General features: G+C 49.6%; 16 protein-coding genes. All 16 read left to right on the forward strand.

The window, feature by feature from the left end:
• Positions 1 to 64 precede the first annotated feature (64 nt).
• On the forward strand, positions 65 to 550 hold the full coding sequence (locus tag FYJ84_RS02340) for a flagellar protein FlgN (RefSeq protein ID WP_154405737.1): 486 nt from the start codon (positions 65 to 67) through the stop codon (positions 548 to 550).
• 3 nt (positions 551 to 553) lie between these two features.
• Positions 554 to 1,021 carry a flagellar protein FlgN gene (locus FYJ84_RS02345; protein ID WP_154405739.1) on the forward strand — a complete coding sequence of 156 codons (468 nt, stop codon included), beginning with the start codon at positions 554 to 556 and terminating at the stop codon, positions 1,019 to 1,021.
• 41 nt (positions 1,022 to 1,062) lie between these two features.
• Positions 1,063 to 2,883, forward strand: coding sequence for a flagellar hook-associated protein FlgK (gene flgK / locus FYJ84_RS02350; RefSeq protein ID WP_154405741.1), 1,821 nt, complete (start codon positions 1,063 to 1,065; stop codon positions 2,881 to 2,883).
• Positions 2,884 to 2,952: 69 nt separating this feature from the next.
• A complete protein-coding gene (locus tag FYJ84_RS02355; protein WP_235901314.1) occupies positions 2,953 to 4,272 on the forward strand; it encodes a flagellin N-terminal helical domain-containing protein in 1,320 nt (439 codons plus the stop codon).
• Between the two features lie 69 nt (positions 4,273 to 4,341).
• Entirely contained in the window at positions 4,342 to 4,968 is a 627-nt protein-coding gene (locus FYJ84_RS02360) for a DUF6470 family protein (protein ID WP_154405743.1), read from the forward strand.
• Between the two features lie 32 nt (positions 4,969 to 5,000).
• Positions 5,001 to 5,447 carry a flagellar assembly protein FliW gene (gene fliW / locus FYJ84_RS02365; RefSeq protein WP_154405745.1) on the forward strand — a complete coding sequence of 149 codons (447 nt, stop codon included), beginning with the start codon at positions 5,001 to 5,003 and terminating at the stop codon, positions 5,445 to 5,447.
• The gene (gene csrA / locus FYJ84_RS02370; protein WP_154405747.1) at positions 5,447 to 5,671 is read left to right on the forward strand and encodes a carbon storage regulator CsrA; all 225 of its coding nucleotides are present in this window, start codon (positions 5,447 to 5,449) and stop codon (positions 5,669 to 5,671) included. Before fliW ends, csrA begins: the two co-directional genes overlap by 1 nt.
• A gap of 102 nt (positions 5,672 to 5,773) precedes the next feature.
• Positions 5,774 to 6,238: a flagellar protein FlaG gene (locus FYJ84_RS02375; protein WP_235901315.1), complete on the forward strand. Its 465-nt coding sequence runs from the start codon at positions 5,774 to 5,776 to the stop codon at positions 6,236 to 6,238.
• 86 nt (positions 6,239 to 6,324) lie between these two features.
• The gene (fliD, locus tag FYJ84_RS02380) at positions 6,325 to 8,127 is read left to right on the forward strand and encodes a flagellar filament capping protein FliD (protein ID WP_154405749.1); all 1,803 of its coding nucleotides are present in this window, start codon (positions 6,325 to 6,327) and stop codon (positions 8,125 to 8,127) included.
• Between the two features lie 23 nt (positions 8,128 to 8,150).
• Entirely contained in the window at positions 8,151 to 8,537 is a 387-nt protein-coding gene (gene fliS / locus FYJ84_RS02385) for a flagellar export chaperone FliS (RefSeq protein WP_154405751.1), read from the forward strand.
• Positions 8,537 to 8,908 carry a flagellar protein FliT gene (locus FYJ84_RS02390; protein WP_235901316.1) on the forward strand — a complete coding sequence of 124 codons (372 nt, stop codon included), beginning with the start codon at positions 8,537 to 8,539 and terminating at the stop codon, positions 8,906 to 8,908. Before fliS ends, FYJ84_RS02390 begins: the two co-directional genes overlap by 1 nt.
• Positions 8,909 to 9,050: 142 nt before the next feature.
• Positions 9,051 to 9,278 carry a hypothetical protein gene (locus FYJ84_RS14430; protein ID WP_205764058.1) on the forward strand — a complete coding sequence of 76 codons (228 nt, stop codon included), beginning with the start codon at positions 9,051 to 9,053 and terminating at the stop codon, positions 9,276 to 9,278.
• Between the two features lie 177 nt (positions 9,279 to 9,455).
• Positions 9,456 to 10,754, forward strand: a complete 1,299-nt coding sequence (locus FYJ84_RS02400) for a flagellin N-terminal helical domain-containing protein (RefSeq protein WP_154405753.1) — start codon at positions 9,456 to 9,458, stop codon at positions 10,752 to 10,754.
• Positions 10,755 to 10,933: 179 nt separating this feature from the next.
• Positions 10,934 to 13,456 carry a glycosyltransferase family 2 protein gene (locus FYJ84_RS02405; RefSeq protein WP_205764059.1) on the forward strand — a complete coding sequence of 841 codons (2,523 nt, stop codon included), beginning with the start codon at positions 10,934 to 10,936 and terminating at the stop codon, positions 13,454 to 13,456.
• Entirely contained in the window at positions 13,453 to 16,005 is a 2,553-nt protein-coding gene (locus tag FYJ84_RS02410; RefSeq protein ID WP_154405757.1) for a glycosyltransferase, read from the forward strand. Before FYJ84_RS02405 ends, FYJ84_RS02410 begins: the two co-directional genes overlap by 4 nt.
• Positions 15,995 to 17,650 carry an O-linked N-acetylglucosamine transferase, SPINDLY family protein gene (locus tag FYJ84_RS02415; RefSeq protein ID WP_154405759.1) on the forward strand — a complete coding sequence of 552 codons (1,656 nt, stop codon included), beginning with the start codon at positions 15,995 to 15,997 and terminating at the stop codon, positions 17,648 to 17,650. The genes FYJ84_RS02410 and FYJ84_RS02415 overlap by 11 nt, the downstream gene beginning before the upstream one ends.
• The last annotated feature ends 7 nt before the right edge of the window (positions 17,651 to 17,657 follow it).

Consider the following 17,657-nt stretch of genomic DNA (forward strand, 5'->3'; position numbering starts at 1 on the left):
CAATCAACAGATGTGCATGTAAGATCTGTTGGCGTATTGCGATCATCAAGAGGGAGGGCAGCCCATGTGGCAGGAATTAGCCAGAATACTGGCAGTCTTGATAACCCAGTATCAGAAGCTGAAACAGCTGAATGAGGAAAAGCACGGCATCCTGGTTCTCGTGAAGATGCAGGAGCTGGAAAAGCTGGTCAGGCAGGAGGAGGATGTTATCAAGGTCATCAACCAGACAGAGAAGCAGCGCCAGGAACTGTTGGCAAGGATGGCAGCAGGCGGTGTCAGGGTAACTCCTGATATGCGCATGGACAGCGTATGGTCCCAGTGCCCGGAACGGCAGCAGCGGGAGACCTTGTACAAGCTTCACAAAATGCTGGGCAAGCTGGTGGCAGAGGTGCAGGAGGCATCGGCAAACAATGAAATACTCATTTCCAGTGCACTGGATGCTATCAATTTCAGGCTGAACCAGCTGGGAGGCTCCATGGTGGAGCCTGCTTATGGCAGCAGGGGACAGGAGCAGGTTTCACATGTCAAGAACTTTGATTTGGAGGTATAGCCGGTGCAGGATTTGATACACATTATCAGGCAGCAGCTGGTGCTTTGCCTCAGGCTTTATGAACTGACCAGGGAACAGCAGAATGCCCTGGTGAATACGGCAGCTCCGGCAGTGCAGCGGCTGACCAAGGAAATAGAGGCAGTAGTTATAGATTTGAACAGGCTTGAGAAAAAACGTTGTGATTTTTTGCAGCAGCAAGGTAGCAGGGATGCTGCCAGCTGGGTAGCTGCCCAGCCTGAGGGGCTGGAAAAGAATATGGCACTGCAGCTATTGGAAAAACAGGCAGGACTATTGCAGAAACTAAAGGAAGCCTCTGGCAACAATCTGCAATATTTAAATAAAAATATAGAATATATCGATTATAACGTGAATGTCATGACATGTACTGCGGCAGGGGTAACCTACGGAACACCGGGCGATAACGGTGGCATGCCGGTACAGGGCAGCAAGATGTTCGAGGCGAATGTCTAACCGGCATAGCGTGACAAATATTTGAGAGCAGGTGAAACAACATGCAGAGTACCTTTTCCGGACTCAATACCATGGTAAATGGTATCTATACAAACAGGCTGGGGCTGAATACGGTCGGTCACAATATCAGCAACTCCAACACGGAGGGATATTCCCGCCAGACAGCTCATGCGGCGGCAACTCCGTCCTCCGAGGTTTATACATTAGCAGGTGCCAGCCAGGTGGGCAACGGCTCCACTGTCACTTCCGTCATCAGGGCCAGGGATATTTATGCAGACCGCCAGTATTGGAAGGAAAACAGCACCAATGGCTACTACAACGGCAAGGCAAATAACTATGCCAAGATAGAGTCCATTTTCAATGATTCCAAGAATACCGGCATCCAGAATGCCATGGAGAAATTCTATGAGGCATGGGAGGACTGCTCCACTACGGCCAGCAGCGATACCAGCCGTCAGAATGTCATCAATGCGGGGCAGAATTTCGCCCAGACATTGCAGATTGCAGCCAATCAGGTGCAGGAGCAGATTAATTCCCTCTATGACGATATCACCCTCAGTGTGGAAACTATGAATCGCCTTTTGGGACAGGTTGTAGAGCTGAACAAGAATATTTCCGGCATTGAGGCAAATGGCGCTAATGCCAATGATCTGCGTGACCAGCGGGATCTGATTGTGGACCAGCTGACGGAGATGACCAATATCACCGTTTACGAGACCAGCAACGGCATGTACACGCTGGTAAGCAACGGCACTACCTTGGTCAACGGCATTACCAAGGTTGATTTGGAAATGTCTGCCCCGAAGAACAACAAGGAATACGGCCTGAATGATTATGATATCATCATCAAGCAGACGGGTACTATCTACTCTCCGGGTGGCGGTGAGCTGAAGGCTCAGTTTGAGGCAATTGCCGAGGATAAGGGATATATTGATGAGGTGGCCCGTATGGCAACCTTCCTGCTGACTACCCTCAACGACCAGCACAAGGCTGGCTATGGCATTGATGGCAACAAGGATAAGCCTTTTGGCAATGCCAATCCTGACGATGATGCTACCACAGGCCTGAATTTTTATGGTGAGTCGGACTATGAATTTACCTGGACTGAGGCTGATGGATTGGTAGTGAAGAATACTACCACTAACACAGAGGAAAAAATGTCCGGCATACAGATTGTGGATCTTTTGGTTGTGAATGGCGAGCTGACAGCAGTGGATGGACATAAGAAGCTGGCAACCAGAAGTGGCGAGCGCGCCAGCGATATGGGCACTATTTTCTATGAAACAAATGCTCCTGGGGTATATACTACGGATAAGAACGATCCTAATATTAAGACAGATGGTTCAGGTAACGTTGTTCTGGTTGAGGTAGATTTGGGTGACAAGCTTGTGTATACAGCTAATGGAGCTAGCGGTCTCAAGACTAGATATACAACTGATGCTGCCTTGGCAGATAAGGCTGCCAGTGGCTATCCAATACCAGTTGATGTAAACGGTACAGGTGATGGCAGCAATGCCGTGTGGATGGCAACCCTTTTGAACTGTGAAAACGACAAGACCAGTCCTGAGGTTCGTGATAGTGTCAGGGCAATTGGTAAAGGCTCACTGTACAGCTACTACAACACCAGTATGACAACCATGGGCTCAGCTGCTTCCAACATGAACGGCAGGGTTGATTTCCAGTCCAACGTCATGAGCCAGGTGGAAAACCTCAGAAGCTCCACCAACGGTGTAAACTGGGATGAGGAACTGACTAACATGATTATGTTCCAGCAGGGATATTCCGCCTGCTCCCGTTGCCTGAATGCTATGGATGAGTGCCTCGATAAGCTGATTAACGGCACTGGCACTGTGGGCAGGTAATATAGATAGCATAACGGCAAAATAAATTAGATTTTTTAGACCATAACATAGAGAATAGGGTGAAATAATATGCGTATAGCCAGCACAATGATGTCCCATAACTACCTGAAGCAGCTGAACGGCACCTATGAGCAGTATGCCAAGCTCATGGAGCAGAGCGACGGCAGCAAGCTGCATCGTGCTTCAGATGATGCAGTGGGATATTCCAAATATCTGCGTTATCAGAATAACAAAATCGGCAATGAGCAGTATCAGGATAATGTGAGCACTGCTACCAGCTGGATGAAAAATGCTGATGCGGCACTGGTAAATGTTACTGATTTGTTGCAGACATTTAAAGCGAAGACAGAGCAGGCAGCTAATTCTACCAATAATACCAGCGATTGGCAGGATATAGCTAAGGAGCTTCTTGCCAACGTGCAGGAGCAGGTGGCAGACTTGAATACCCAGATTGGTGACCGCTTCCTCTTTGCCGGGCAGAAGGACACTACCATGCCATTTACCATTACAGATGATAAGATGGACAGAGGCGAGACTCGTACCCTTGATGAGAAGCAGCAGGCGTTTTTCTCTGGTGCTACTGAGTGGGGCGAGGAAAATACTACCATGAAGCAGATGCTGAAGCTGAATGGCGATGATGGTAATGTTTACTATATGAATGTGCAGACAGGTGATATTTTTACTGAGGATTTTGTAGTCAATGGATACAAGAACGAAACAAAATTTGATCCTGCTGCGCAGAGGTTTGCTACGCTGAATACGGCACCTGGCATAACGCCAACTACAAAGTTTGATATTTCAGATCATTTTGATGAATATGGTGTCATCAAGGAAGGCGCTGATGGCAGGGAGTGGAACAAAACCGTCAATGGTGTTAAGTTGACTTTTGCTACCACCAAGCAGTACATTGTCAAGTACAACGGTGATGACAAATACATCTCCATGGTAAAGAAGAATGGTGGCGTTGACCAGGCAACAGATACAGTAAATGTTACCGGGCAGGATATTAACGGCACTGATATATTTGATGTAGGCAAGAATCCAGCTACCGGCACCGCCATGCTGAACCAGCTGATGTACACCGTAGCAAAGGTTGAGGCATGTGACTATCATTGGGCTGGTCAGGAGGGCATGACTATCGCAGATACTGCTCATGCTACTGTGCTGGGGGCTGAGACCAAGATGGCAGCCCGTCAGCAGGCTTATACTGCTGCTTCCGGCATGCTGACAACTCAGAATGAGTCTATAACCAGCGATATTACTGATGTGTCCAGCACTGATGTGGCATATCTTGCTACCAAGCTGATGGAGTACCAGACTATTTACAGTATGTCCCTGTCTGTAGGCTCCAAGATACTGCCGGGCAGCCTGGCTGATTACCTGAATTAATTAATGATTGATTGTAGTTTATAGTTTGTTTCTATAAATGGCAGAGCTGTTGAAAGGATGTGAGGCAGTATGGGAATGCTGGATGGCCTGGGCGGCACCGGCATGTTGTCCGGTATGAAATATGTAAATATCAGGCATGAGCTGCCGGAAATCGGTATCCGTCAGCAGCATGCCATGGGTGAGCGGAACGGCTATATACAGGCGGAGATGCATCGGGATTATGAGGCGCCTCTTGCCGATATGGGCTGGTCCCAGATTAAGGTGGATATAAATTGTTATCCGTGCCGTACCGCTTATGGATTTTTGAATAATACGGATTTTGCCCAGAAATACGGTCAGCAGGGGCAGCAGGATGTGGCAGCAGCCACCTCCAAGCATACCAATGATGGCTGGGACATGGCGCGGAACGGTGCAAGGCCGGGGCGTAATGTCATTGCCCAGCAGGCGAAGTCCGATTTCTGGAGCCAGGTAGTAAAGTGGCCACAGTGGACTGCCAAGCAAATACCTGACCCGGAGTTTACCGTAACCCCGTCGGAGATTAAGGGGCAGATGAACGTAGGGCATGACAAGTACAGCATTCAGCCGACAGACCATGCCGACATTGCTATCAAGACGGGCTCAGCGGAGACTTATATTGCTAAGGAAGGCTCCATACGCATGTGGGCCACGGAAGGCCGTTTGGATATCTATGCGTAAATTGATGCAAATTGATTTTTGGAGGCTTTTGGATGAAAAAGATTAATACACTGCGTTTTGGCGAATTGGAGATTGAGGAGCAGGATGTTGTGAGATTTGCTGATGGAATACCTGCCTTTGAGGATGAGCATGAGTTTGTGGTGCTTCCCTATGAGGAAGGCACACCTTATATGTTCCTGCAATCCATGGCAACGCCAGAGCTGGCATTTTTGATGACAGACCCGTTTGTATTTTTCCCGGACTACAGCTTTGAGCTGGATGATGAGAACATGGACAAGCTGGAGATAAAGACAATGGATGATGTCCTTGTCTGCACCCTGATTTCTATTCCAAGGTCAGGGGTGGCTGATATGACTACCAACCTTTTGGCACCAGTAGTCATCAACCGGCATACCATGCAGGCAAAGCAGATTGTGCTGGAAAAGACACAGTACACCACCAAGCACAGGCTGTTCCCTGAGAAAAAGGGGGATAAGTAATGCTGGTTTTGACGAGACGGCCTCACCAGCAGATTATGCTGGGTGATGATATAACTATCAATATCGTTGATGTGAATGGGGAGAATGTCAGGATTGCCATTGATGCTCCTCGTCATGTAAAGATATACCGTGGCGAGATTTATCGGGAGATTAAGGATGAGAACCGCACGGCTGCGGCGGCTCCGATGGATTTCGATTTGACAGAGGCATTACCGGTGAAGTGATAGTCTGGCGGCTTTAGTTTCGGCAATGGGCTTCACCTGCTGACAGATTGAGGATAATCTGCCAAATATAAAGGAATAATCATTTTCTATGGAGGGATAACAATGATTGGAAAGATGCGTGACATGGTAACGGCTGCGGTTGTTGTTTCTGCGGCTGATAATAAGAGTCCTAAATTTGCTGGTCCAGAGAGCAAGAGCAGCCAGGGTGCGGCAGACAGCAGCAGTGCGGCTGCCAAGTTTGGCATTCAGCCGGAGATGGCAGATGCCGTATCCGCAGTACCTGATTCCAGCAAGTCCTCACAGGAGCAGCAGGAAGAAAAGCAGGAGCAGAGGGGCAAGCTGTCTCCTGAGTTTGTCAGCGAGATGACACGAGAGCTGAATGAGCTGATGGGCAAGCTGAATTGTGATTTGGAGTTCCAGTATCACAAGGAAGTAGATGTAATGTCTGTAAGGATGATAGATAAGAACACCAAGGAAGTCATCAAGGAATATCCGCCAGAGGAAATGGTTGAGGGCATGATTAAGGCACAGGAATGGCTGGGTGCTTTTCTGGACAAGAATGCCTAAGAAGGTTTGAATGAGCTTGAGTAATTTTGAGTACTTTTGAGTGAAAATTGGCGAGTGATTGAGTGAGAGAATAGGAGGCGGCGAAAATGGGCGCAAACGGCATATATGGCTTGTCCGGTTCCGGGCTTGACATTGAGTCCCTGGTAAAGATGGGCATGATGAACAAGCAGAACCAGTACGACAAGATGTATCAGAATGAGATGAAGCAGGAGTGGCTGAAGGAAGCCTATGTAGAGGTTTACGACAGCATGAAGACCTTCAAGAACAATATGACGGACTTCAAGATGCAGTCCAACATGAGTGCTATGAAGGCTACCACTACCAATGAGGATGTGGTAAGCGTTACGGCTAACGGTGCAGCTGCTGCCATGAGCCACAAGGTGAGCGTATCCCAGGTGGCAAGCAATGCGTATATTATGACGGGCATGAAGGTTGATGATAGTGGAAATAAAGTTCCGGCTACTATTAATTTTGCAAGTGATGCAAATCCGGGTAAAAATTACCTGATGGATGTGCTGTATAAAGATGTTCAGGCTACTGCTGATGGCAAGTATAAAATATCACGAGATGGCGCTAATTTTGAGGAAGTTGATGGTTCCGCTACTGCCATCAAATTGCAGTTAAAGGATTCGACCGAAAACGGTGCCAAGACTTATACTGTAGAGTTTACTTATGATGAGCTGTTCCAGGATAAGAAAACCCTGAGTGATTTGGCTAGTGCTGTTAATAATGCCAAGGTTTACAAAGATGATGGCACGATAGATAAGACTGCTGAGGCTATCAATATTCAGGCTGGCTTTGATGTGGCAAATGGTTCTTTTAGCCTGTATAACAAGACCAGCGGCACAAAGAATGTTATAGATATTGCTGCAGCAAATACTGGTGATAATGTTGGTTCTGACACTGCGAAATTGCTGAACAGCCTGCATTTGGCAAGTTACAATCCTAATGAGGCGGATCAAGCGAATGCATTGACTGATTTGGGGACATTTTCAGCAAATGGAGCAATGCCGAGTGGTGCAGTTACAGGCACTAATGCCAAGGCAACCATTGATGGCAAGACCTATGACCTTGAGTCCAACAAGATTACCGTAGCAGGTGTTACTTACAACTTTAACAATGTCAGCGAGGTAGGCAAGACCACTACAGTCAATGTCAGCCAGGATACTGACAAGATTGTAGACAATGTTAAAAAATTCGTAGACATGTACAACACCCTGCTGGACAGCCTCAATGACAAGCTGTCGGAGGAAAAGTACTCCGACTATAAGCCGCTGACCAAAGAGCAGGAAAAGGATATGTCAGAGGATCAGATCAAGAAGTGGAACGAAAAGGCGAAGTCCGGACTTCTGTATCACAACAATGAGGTGCGTAGCCTGGTCAGCGACATGCGCGAAGCTATTTACACGCCTGTAGATGCAGTAGACAGCAAGTATAATTCCCTGTCTGCAATCGGCATTACAACAACTACCACCAAGGGGCACATTACGCTGGATGAGGACAAGCTGAGAAAGGCTCTGACCGAAGACCCGGATTGCGTATACCAGCTCTTTGCTTCCGACCAGGACAGTTCCTACATTGCCGGCAGCACCAATACCAACAAGTTGTCTTCGTATGAGAAGAAAGAGGACTACAAGAATACCGGTATCGCCAACCGCTTGTACAACGCCATGACTGAGAACATGAGCATCTTTGAGGATTACGCTGGCACCAGCAAGGCCACGGATGACCAGAGCTACCTGGGCAAGCTGATTACCAACATGCAGACCAAGATGACCAATTTCCAGACCTTGATGAAATCCTACGAGAATAAGCTCTACGACAAGTACGATGCCATGGAAGTGGCACTTTCCAAGCTGGGAACCCAGCTGAGCTATATTACAGGCTGATAATCTGAAAATGAGGGAAATATATGATTAATAATGCAGCAGAAGCATATAAAAGACAGCAGGTGATGACTGCTACCCCTGAGGCACTGACCCTGATGCTTTACAATGGAGCCCTCCGCTTTATGAAGGAAGGGCTGGATGCCATGGAGGCCAAGAAGTGGGAGCAGTGTAATACATCCCTGCAAAAGGCACAGAAGATTATCTTGGAATTTCAGGCTACCCTGAAAATGGAGTATGATATTTCCAAGCAGCTGATGCCTTTGTATGATTATGTCTACAATGGCCTGGTGGAGGCAAATATGCGCAGCAAGCCGGAAAAGGTGACGGAGTGCATGGACATTATCCGGGAACTGCGGGATGCTTGGGCTGAGGCCATGAAGATTGCCAGAAAGGAAAGAGGTGCATCCTGATGATGCAGCCACCGAAGCTGAAAAGACCGGTTCCCAAGTACACGGAAAAGCAGTTGTGGGAAAGATATCTGGGGGCTACGGAGGAACTTTTGAAGTTTATCAAGGCTGGGGATATCGATACGTTCCTGGAGCTGGTAGACCAGCGCCAGCAGCTGATGGAGATGATGCAGGCACTGCCGGAGTCAGAGCGTGATTTCAGCAGCACCCCTGAGTGTGATGCCATGCGGGAGCAGATCAAGCCCATGGATATGCAGATTATGTACAAGGCTCGCACCTGGCTGAACAAATCCCGTCGCAACAACGCCCAGGTGCGCAATTATGATGTGACCGGCTACGGTGCCAACGCCGGGCTGTTCAGCAGGGAATATTGATGTGTTGTAAAGGCAGGTTATCCGTGTGGTAGCCTGCTTTTTTGTTGAATGTAAGCGGAGATTATCGTACAATATTATTACACGTGAATACCCTTGGTATGATTAGATGGATTTTATCTGATTTATATGGAACACATATTTATTGAAATCAGATTTACTGGATGAGAATGAAAAGGAATACTACAAGCGGATATATGCAAGAGACATAGCGTTGCAGGAGCAGGATTTGGCAAAGGCTATGGAAGCTTTCAAGCAGATAGAGGAGCTTGCCTATAGCAGCGAGTTTGAGCAGAGGCAGATAAATAAAGTGTGGAAATATGGAATTGGCTTTTGTGGCAAGAAGATATGTTTATACACAGATGAGGCGTAAAAATTTTTTTAGGTGATTTAAGTAGCCGGAATGATGTTACGATAATATAAATGACAACGGCAAAAGGTACTTCTCAGGTGGCTAGCAACCAGCAGGAGTATTGATATTTTGCAAAAAATTTCATAGGTAATGGCATGGATGCCAAAAAACTTGTTGACAACCAAGGAGGAAATTATCATGGCAATGGTAGTAAAGAACAACATGTCCGCATTGACCACTTTGAACACCCTGAACAAGAACACCAATGCACTCTCCAAGAGCTTGCAGAAGGTTTCTTCCGGTATGAAGATCAACAGCGCAGCTGATGATGCTTCCGGCTACGCTATTTCCGAGCGTATGCGCGTTCAGATTCGTTCTTTGGATCAGGCAAACAGCAACGCGCAGAACGGCGGTTCTATGATGAAGGTTGCTGAGGGTGCTGTAAGCTCTACTGTAGAGATCCTGAAGACTCTGAAGGAGAAGGCAGTAAACGCAGCCAACGACACCAACACTGATGCTGACCGTGCGACTATCCAGAAGGAAATGGATCAGTCCATCGACCAGATCAACGATAACGCAAACGTAACATTCAATGGTCAGTACCTGGTAGATGGTTCCAAGAATAAGGCAACTAATCAGACCACTACTTTGATGACCAACCAGAGCCTGTCTACTGATACTACAAAGAGTATGGCTTTGACTGCATTGGCAGCTCGTAACGGTGATGGCTTGAACATTCATTCCACGGATACTGTTACTATTTCTTATGTAAAGAATGGTAAGACTTATACTGATTCTACCCAGGTTGGTAGCAAGAAGCTGGATGCTGTTATTAGCTCGTTGACCAATGGTGCGGTTACTGTTAAGGAACAGGGTACTTTCATTGGTATCGATGGTTCCGGCAACACCGTAGCTACTGCTTCCAACCAGAAGGCTATCACTATCACTTCTGTTTCCGGCGGCATTGCAGGTCAGATTGCAGGCTTCACCATGTACATTACCGATAACAAGGGCAATGTAAACAAGTCCGCTAACGCAGCTCTGGATGCTTTCGATGAGTCTCTCCGTGCTCAGAACAAGTCCGAGGACAACTCCATCGTTATGCAGATTGGCACCAAGGCCGGCCAGTCCATCAATGTTGGCCTGACCGACATGAAGGCTACCGCTCTGGGCTTGCAGGGTGATGATGGCAAGACTTTGTCCATCGGCAACCAGGAGAATGCAAATGCAGCTATCAATGTTCTGGATGCAGCTATCCAGAAGGCTCTTGACCAGCAGACCACTATTGGTTCCATTGAGTCCCGTCTGGAGTACACTCAGTCCAACTTGACTACTGCCAGCGAGAACGTAACTGCTGCTGAGTCCACTATCCGCGATGCTGATATGGCTAAGGAAATGACCGAGTACACCAAGAACAACGTTCTGATGCAGGCTGCGCAGTCCATGCTGGCACAGGCAAATCAGAGCAGTTCCAACGTACTCAGCCTGCTCCAGTAATCTGGCAGCATGCTTGCACGAAACTGAATTTGTTTCGGGTGCTTGGCATCTGTTTGGGGAGCCACCTTCGGGTGGCTCCTTTTTGGTATGCAAATTCAAGATGTTCGGGAAAGTCTACGATAATCTTATTGACGGTTTGATTTACGTAATGTGCAATGGTTAGCAGCTGGGAGAGATTTATGAAAATATCGGCGTGTTATATAGTTAAGGATGAAGAAAAAAACTTGGCACAGTCCATAGGCAGCTTGCGAGACGCGGTGGACGAGATTATCGTGGCAGATACTGGCTCGGAGGATAATACCATAGCGGTTGCCAGGCAACTGGGGGCAGCTGTGTACAGCTTTCCGTGGCAGGAGGATTTTGCGGCAGCCAGGAATTTTGCTCTGTCAAGGGCTACAGGGGACTGGCTGATTCTGCTGGATGCGGACGAATACTTTACGGAAAGCACGGCGGGGAATATCCGAAGCCTGCTGGCAGGTGCAGCACAGGATGTCAACGGGCTGTTGATACAGATGGTGAACTATGATACGGACAGGCAGGAGGAGCAAGACAGGTTTTATCAGCTCCGCATTGTCAGAAATCTGCCGGGGCTGGCATATCATGGGATTATTCATGAGCGGCTGCGGCTCAGGGGGGGCGATATTCCGGGGATAGCCCTGGTAAAGAGCCATCTGCTGGAGATTTACCATACAGGCTACAGAACAGGGACCTCGGAGTTCAAGAAAAGGCGCAATCTACGGCTGTTGCAGAAGGCTCTGGCAGCAGGCAGCAGTGAGGCGGAATTGTCCCTGTATCTTTGTGTCACTTATGCCGCCCTGAAGGAATGGGACAAGGCACTGTATTATGGCTGGCTGAATGTGCATCAGGGGCGCAGCAGTGTTACCTATGCAGCCCAGTGCCATCGCATCCTGCTGGAGTATTATGCCGATAAGGATACCTGGGAAGCCAGGGAGAGGCGGCTGGAGCTGGCGGAGCTGGCTGCCAGCCAGTTCCCGGAGCTGCCGGATTTTCATGCCGAGTACGGGGAGTGCCTCTTTCAGTGGCGGAGGTATGATGAGGCAGCTAGGGAGCTGCAGCAGGCACTGGCTTTGTGGGACGGCTATGATGGGCTGGAGCCATGCCTTTTGACACAGGAGCATATAGATGTGATGGAGAAGCGCAGGGAATTATTTGCCGCAAGAGCGGCAGCACAGGCAAATCTGCGCATTACGGCATGCATCATCTGCAAAAACGAGGCAGGCAATATGCCCAAATGGCTGGATAATGCTTGCGTATATGCTGACGAGATAGTGGCAGTTGATACGGGTTCTACGGATGGCACAGTGAACATCCTGGCTGACAGGGGCGTATCATACTACGAGTATCAGTGGCAGGAGGATTTCGGGGCAGCCAGGAATTTTGCCATGGAAAAGGCAACAGGCGATGTGACTGTCTTTCTGGATGCGGATGAAACCTTCAGGTATCCGGCAAGCGTCAGGGGCAGTCTCAGCAGGCTCTGGGAGAACAGGGATGACTGGGATGTAGTGGTGGTTGACCTGCACAATATCGATGTGGATAACAACAATAATCTCATCAATACCAATCAGGTGGTGCGCATCCTGAAAAACAAGGCAGGGCTTTGCTATGCCGGGGCTGTCCATGAGCAGGTTGCCGATAGCAGGTGTCCTGGGAGGCAGCTTCGCTGCACCTATGGGGATGGGCTGCTGGCTGTGGAGCATACAGGTTATTCATCCGGGATAATCCGGCAGAAGCTGGCAAGAAATCTGAGCCTGCTGATCAAGGTTATCAATGAAGGTGCGGATATAGAGCTTTATTATGGCAATCTGGCAGGCTGCTATTTTGGCATGGGGGAATACAGTCGGGCACTGGATTATGCGCTGCTGGCCATTCAGTCAGGGTATCAGCCTGTCCACAATTGTGGTGATAATTATTGGATAGCTTTGGAATCTATGGAGGAACTGGGGTATGGCTATGATGACAGGCTGGCAGTGGCGGAGGTGGCAAGGCAGGAACTGTCGGAGGTGCCTGATTTCTGGGGCTACAAGGGGTACTATCTGGCCAGGCAGGGACATTGGGCTTCCGGCAGGGACAATCTGGCAAAGGCATTTGATTTGCATCAGTCAGGCAGCAATGGACATGCGGCAACCCATTTTCCGCAGCTTTATTGCCAGTTCAGGACTTATATGGCAGAGTGCTATTTCCATCTGGGGGAGTGGCAGCTGGCAGAGGCGATGTATCTGGAGGTTCTGCGTCTGAACAGGTGGTATGAAGCGGCGATTTCGGGCTATCTTGATATGGGAGCAGACAGGGCAGCACTGTATGAATTATATGCTTCGGCAGAGGAACGAAAGGCTTTAGAGAGGCTGCTGGACAGGCATGGCTTCGGAGCTGGAAGTCAGCCGGAGGACTGGGATGTGCGTAAGGCTATGACCGCCTTGGTAGAAAATATGCAGTATTTATTTGTCAGCTTGCTGGGGCGGCAGCCGGACTTTGCCTCAGCTATGTTCAAGGAACAGATTGGGCTGCTGCCGGAGGGCTTGCAGAGGCTGGTGCTGGCCTATCATGGGCGGCTTGAGGATGCAGGACAGCTGGAGCAGAGCGATTATCAAAGCATGATGTCTGCGGTGACCGACTGGGGGACTGCGGAGATTATAGAGGCATACAGGAATTTGGGAAAGGTTTTTGGTGAGGCTGGAGTATGAGAGCAGGCAGGGTGAAGCCCACAGGGGCTGGTACGGGAAGGGACATGAAGCTTTCCGCTTGTGTCATAGTGAAAAATGAGGCGGCCAATCTGCCCAAATGGCTGGAATGCATGGGGCAGATTGCTGATGAGATGATTGTGGCAGATACCGGCTCTACAGATGATACGGTGGCTATCGCGGAGGCGGCAGGGGCAAAGGTCTGCCATTTTGCCTGGTGCAATGATTTTGCGGCAGCCAAGAATTATGCTTTGGAGCATGCTACAGGGGACTGGATATTGTTTTTGGATGCGGATGAATATTTTTCCAGTGAAAGCATGAAGATTTTACGGCGGGAAATGGTACAGTATCATCGTGACAGGACTGTAGGGATTGTTTTATGCCGCCTGATTAATATCGACAAGGATAATAACAACAAAATCGTTGATACCATGCTGCAGAGCAGGATTTTTCGCAATTTGCCCCACATCAGATTTGAGGGATGTATACATGAACATCTCATCAATACCAAGGGAAATTTGAAAATGGTTTGCAATAATCAGCTGATAATCTATCATACCGGCTATGCTGCCACCACCTTTCAGCTCAAGGCAAGGCGCAATCTGGTCCTGCTGAAGGAAAAGCTGGCGTCAGCCAGTACGCAGAAGGAAAGGGATGAGCTGGCACCTTATCTGATGGATGCCTATCACTCCTTGGAGGATTATGAAAAAGCTGTCCGATATGCCAGGCAGGCAATAGCTGCCCATATCAGGCTGATTGGCATGGAAGGATATCTCTATGAAGCCTTGTTCAGTGCCAGCCAGCGGCTGGGGAAAAGCCGGGAGGAACTCTTTGCCATTTTGGATGAGGCTATGGGAGTATATCCGGATGAGGCGGCGTTCATCATCGAGAAGGGGGATCTATACTGGCAGTCTGGCGAGCTCTCAGAGGCGGAGCAATGCATGCTGCGGGGGCTGGAGCTGCGGAAGCGGTTTGAGCGCAAGCTGTCCCAGGGGCAGTTTTTGACGGATAATTCCCTGCGGCTTTTGCCGTATGCCTATCAAGTACTGGGAGATATTGCATACAGGCGGAAGGATTTAGCTGCTGCAAGTGATTATTTCTTTAGGGGGCTGCAGGAGTACAAGTATAGTGAGGCACTTCTGGCAGGGCTGCTGGACTGTATAGGCGGCAATGAACCTGCAGAGATTGTCCAGCTTTTGAATACTATGTACAGCCCCAGGGAGGATGCCGTCTTTTTGGTCAATGCCTTGAAGGGCAAGGCTGATAAAAGAGTATTGCTGTATTATGCCGGGGGTGATGGCAGTATATCACCAGTGAAAAAATACCTGCTGGCAGACAGGTTTGATGCGGCGGCGGTGGAGGCTGCTGCCAATATTCGGCGGCTGGCAGGGGCTTTGATATGCGGCAGCATAAGGGACAGCTTGAAATATAACAGGGCAGGGCAGGCTCAGCCTGCTGACGAGTATGCAGGCTTGCAGGCTGCCAAAATGCAGGAAAATAAAGCTATGCTGCAGCTGATTTTATCACCTAAGCATAAGGAACTGGTGAATAGTGGTCAGCCGGAAAGGGACAGCTTCGTGGGCAGGGAGGTTCTGCGCAGGCTGGCAGCCATGGATATTTCTGCCGGAGCGGAGTGTTATCTGGACAACCGGCAGTATCCGCTGGTCAGCATTATGATACCTACCTACAATCGGCCGGATTTGTTTGAGCAGACCTTGCAGAGTGCCCTGGCACAGACCTATCCTAACGTGGAAATACTGGTCACGGATAACAGCACAAATGAGGATACGTGTCTTCTGATGGAAAAATATGTGGAGGATGTCCGTATCAGGTATTTTCGCAACAGGGATGCCAGTAGCAAGGCGGATAATTTCCGTCCTTTTGAGCAGATGGCACGGGGAGAATATCTGCAATGGTGCATGGATGATGATGTGCTGGCACCTAATAAGCTGGCGGTGATGGTGCCGGTACTGCGTGACAATCCGGGGATTGCCCTGGTGACCTCCCAGCGCAGCGTGATTGATGCTGAAGGCAATATTCTGTCGGAAGAAGCGGTGCAGCTGATGGATAGCGGGGCAGCCTGGCAGTGTTATGGCGGCCGTGATGTGGGGCGTGTCATGCTATCTGGTACTAATAACTTTATCGGGGAGCCTTCCGCAGTGCTGTTCAGGCGGCGGGATTTGCAGCATCATTACTGGGCTGCTGACTGCCGGGGCTACAAGGCTGTCTCGGACGTGGCCATGTGGCTGGAGCTTTTGGAAAAGGGGGATATGGTGGTATTCCGTGAGTCCTTGAGCTATTATCGGCGGCATGACAGCCAGGAAGGGCAGCAGCCGGAGGTGGTGCTGCTGAGCCGCATGGAGTGGAATAGGCTTTTGGATGAATATGCAGACCGGCAGGCCTTTTTGGACGGAGCTGCCTTGCGGCAGGGCAAGCTGTCCCTGTGGCAGGATTATCAAAAAATCAGGGAATATCCCAGCGTGCAGCAGGCAGGGAATTTTGCCGCGTATCGAGCCTGCATGGAGGCTATAGGCAGTCAGTATGGTAAATAATCATCAATCGTCTGTGACAGGTGTCAGCCGGGCGGATGAGCTGTGGCAGCAGGGCTTTGACAGGATGCAGCGGCAGGAGTATCCGGAGGCTGTCAGGCTGCTGCAGCAGGCCTTGGCTTTGGACCGGCAGCAGGGGGCAGGGCTTTCCCTGGAAATCATGCTCTATCTGGCAGAGGCGTACAAGCTGAACAATCAGCTGTGGCTGGCGGCAGATATGATTAATAAGGCATGTCATCAGCTGGCAAAGGAGCAGAACAGGGGCACAGCAGAATTTCAGCTGAGGCTCCGCATGCGGCAGGGAGAATACAATCGTGCCGCAGGCAATATCCCGGAGGCACTTGAGGGCTACAGCCAGTCGGCAGAGTTGTACGAGGCGAAGGATATCCGGCATCGTTCTGATGCTTATGGTTCATGGCTTTTAACGCTGGCCTGTCTTGATGTGACGGCAAGGGAAATGCAGGCGGCATGCCTTGGCTACAATGAATTGTTTGCAGGGAACAGGGCATTGCTGCAAAGTGGCTCAGGCTGCTTGCCTGGCAGGCGTGAGGGCAGGAAAAAAATCCGGCTGGGGTATCTTTCTGCTGATTTTCGCCAGCATGTGATGTTTTCGTTTTATTATGTGATGCTGCAGGGCTACAACCGGGAAAGGTTTGAGGTGACCTGCTACAGCCTGGGGGAAAAAGCTGATGGATATACGGAGCATCTGAAGACGCTGGTGGATGGGTGGCAGGATGTGCAGGGAAAATCACTGCCGGAGCTGGCGGAGATTATCCGCCAGGACGGGATAGACATTTTGGTGGATTTGTCCGGGCATAGCTCCGGCAGTGCCTTGCCGGTGTTTGCCCTGCGGCCTGCGCCTGTGCAGGTTTCAGGCCTGGGCTGGATGGAGTCCACGGGATTTTCCTGTACGGATTATCTTCTGACGGACAGGTATCTGGAGGGATTTGACGGAGAATATGAACAGTATCTGGCAGAAAAGCCTTTTTACCTGACCAGTCAGTTTTGCTACACAGGGCGCAGTGATGTGCCTGAGCCCGCCGGGGCTCCCTGCAGGGGGAAGGGATATGTTACCTTTGGTTCCTTTAATGCCTATTACAAGCTTACCCCGGAAGTGGTGGAGCTGTGGAGCAGAATTTTGCAGCTGGTGCCGGAGTCCAGGCTTTTGCTGAAATGTTATGCTTTTATAGATGGGAGGCTGCAAAGGGAGCTGATGGGCAGGTTTGCCAGATGGGGCATCGGGAATGAACGGCTGCTTTTTGAACCGGCTACTACTGATTATATGAACAGATATCTTGAGGTAGATATTGCCCTGGATACCTATCCATATACTGGCGGTGGCACTACACTGGATGCCCTGTATATGGGGGTGCCGGTTATCAGCATGCATGGGGAGCGGCGCAGCTCGCGCTTCGGGCTGAGCATATTGTCCAATGCAGGCCTTGGCATGCTGGCAGCAGCCTCGCCGGAGGAATATATCGGCCTGGCAACGGGGCTCGCTCATGACTGGCAGCTTTTGGATGAGCTGCATTTCAATTTGCGGCTCATGCTGCAGGCTTCTGATATAATGAATGGGAAAAAGTATATGCAGGAGCTGGAGACCGGCTATGAAAATATAATGGCAAAATATAATAGCAGAGAAACTTAATGTTAAG

This window comes from Anaerovibrio slackiae (genome assembly GCF_009695585.1).
GTDB lineage: Bacteria > Bacillota > Negativicutes > Selenomonadales > Selenomonadaceae > Anaerovibrio > Anaerovibrio slackiae.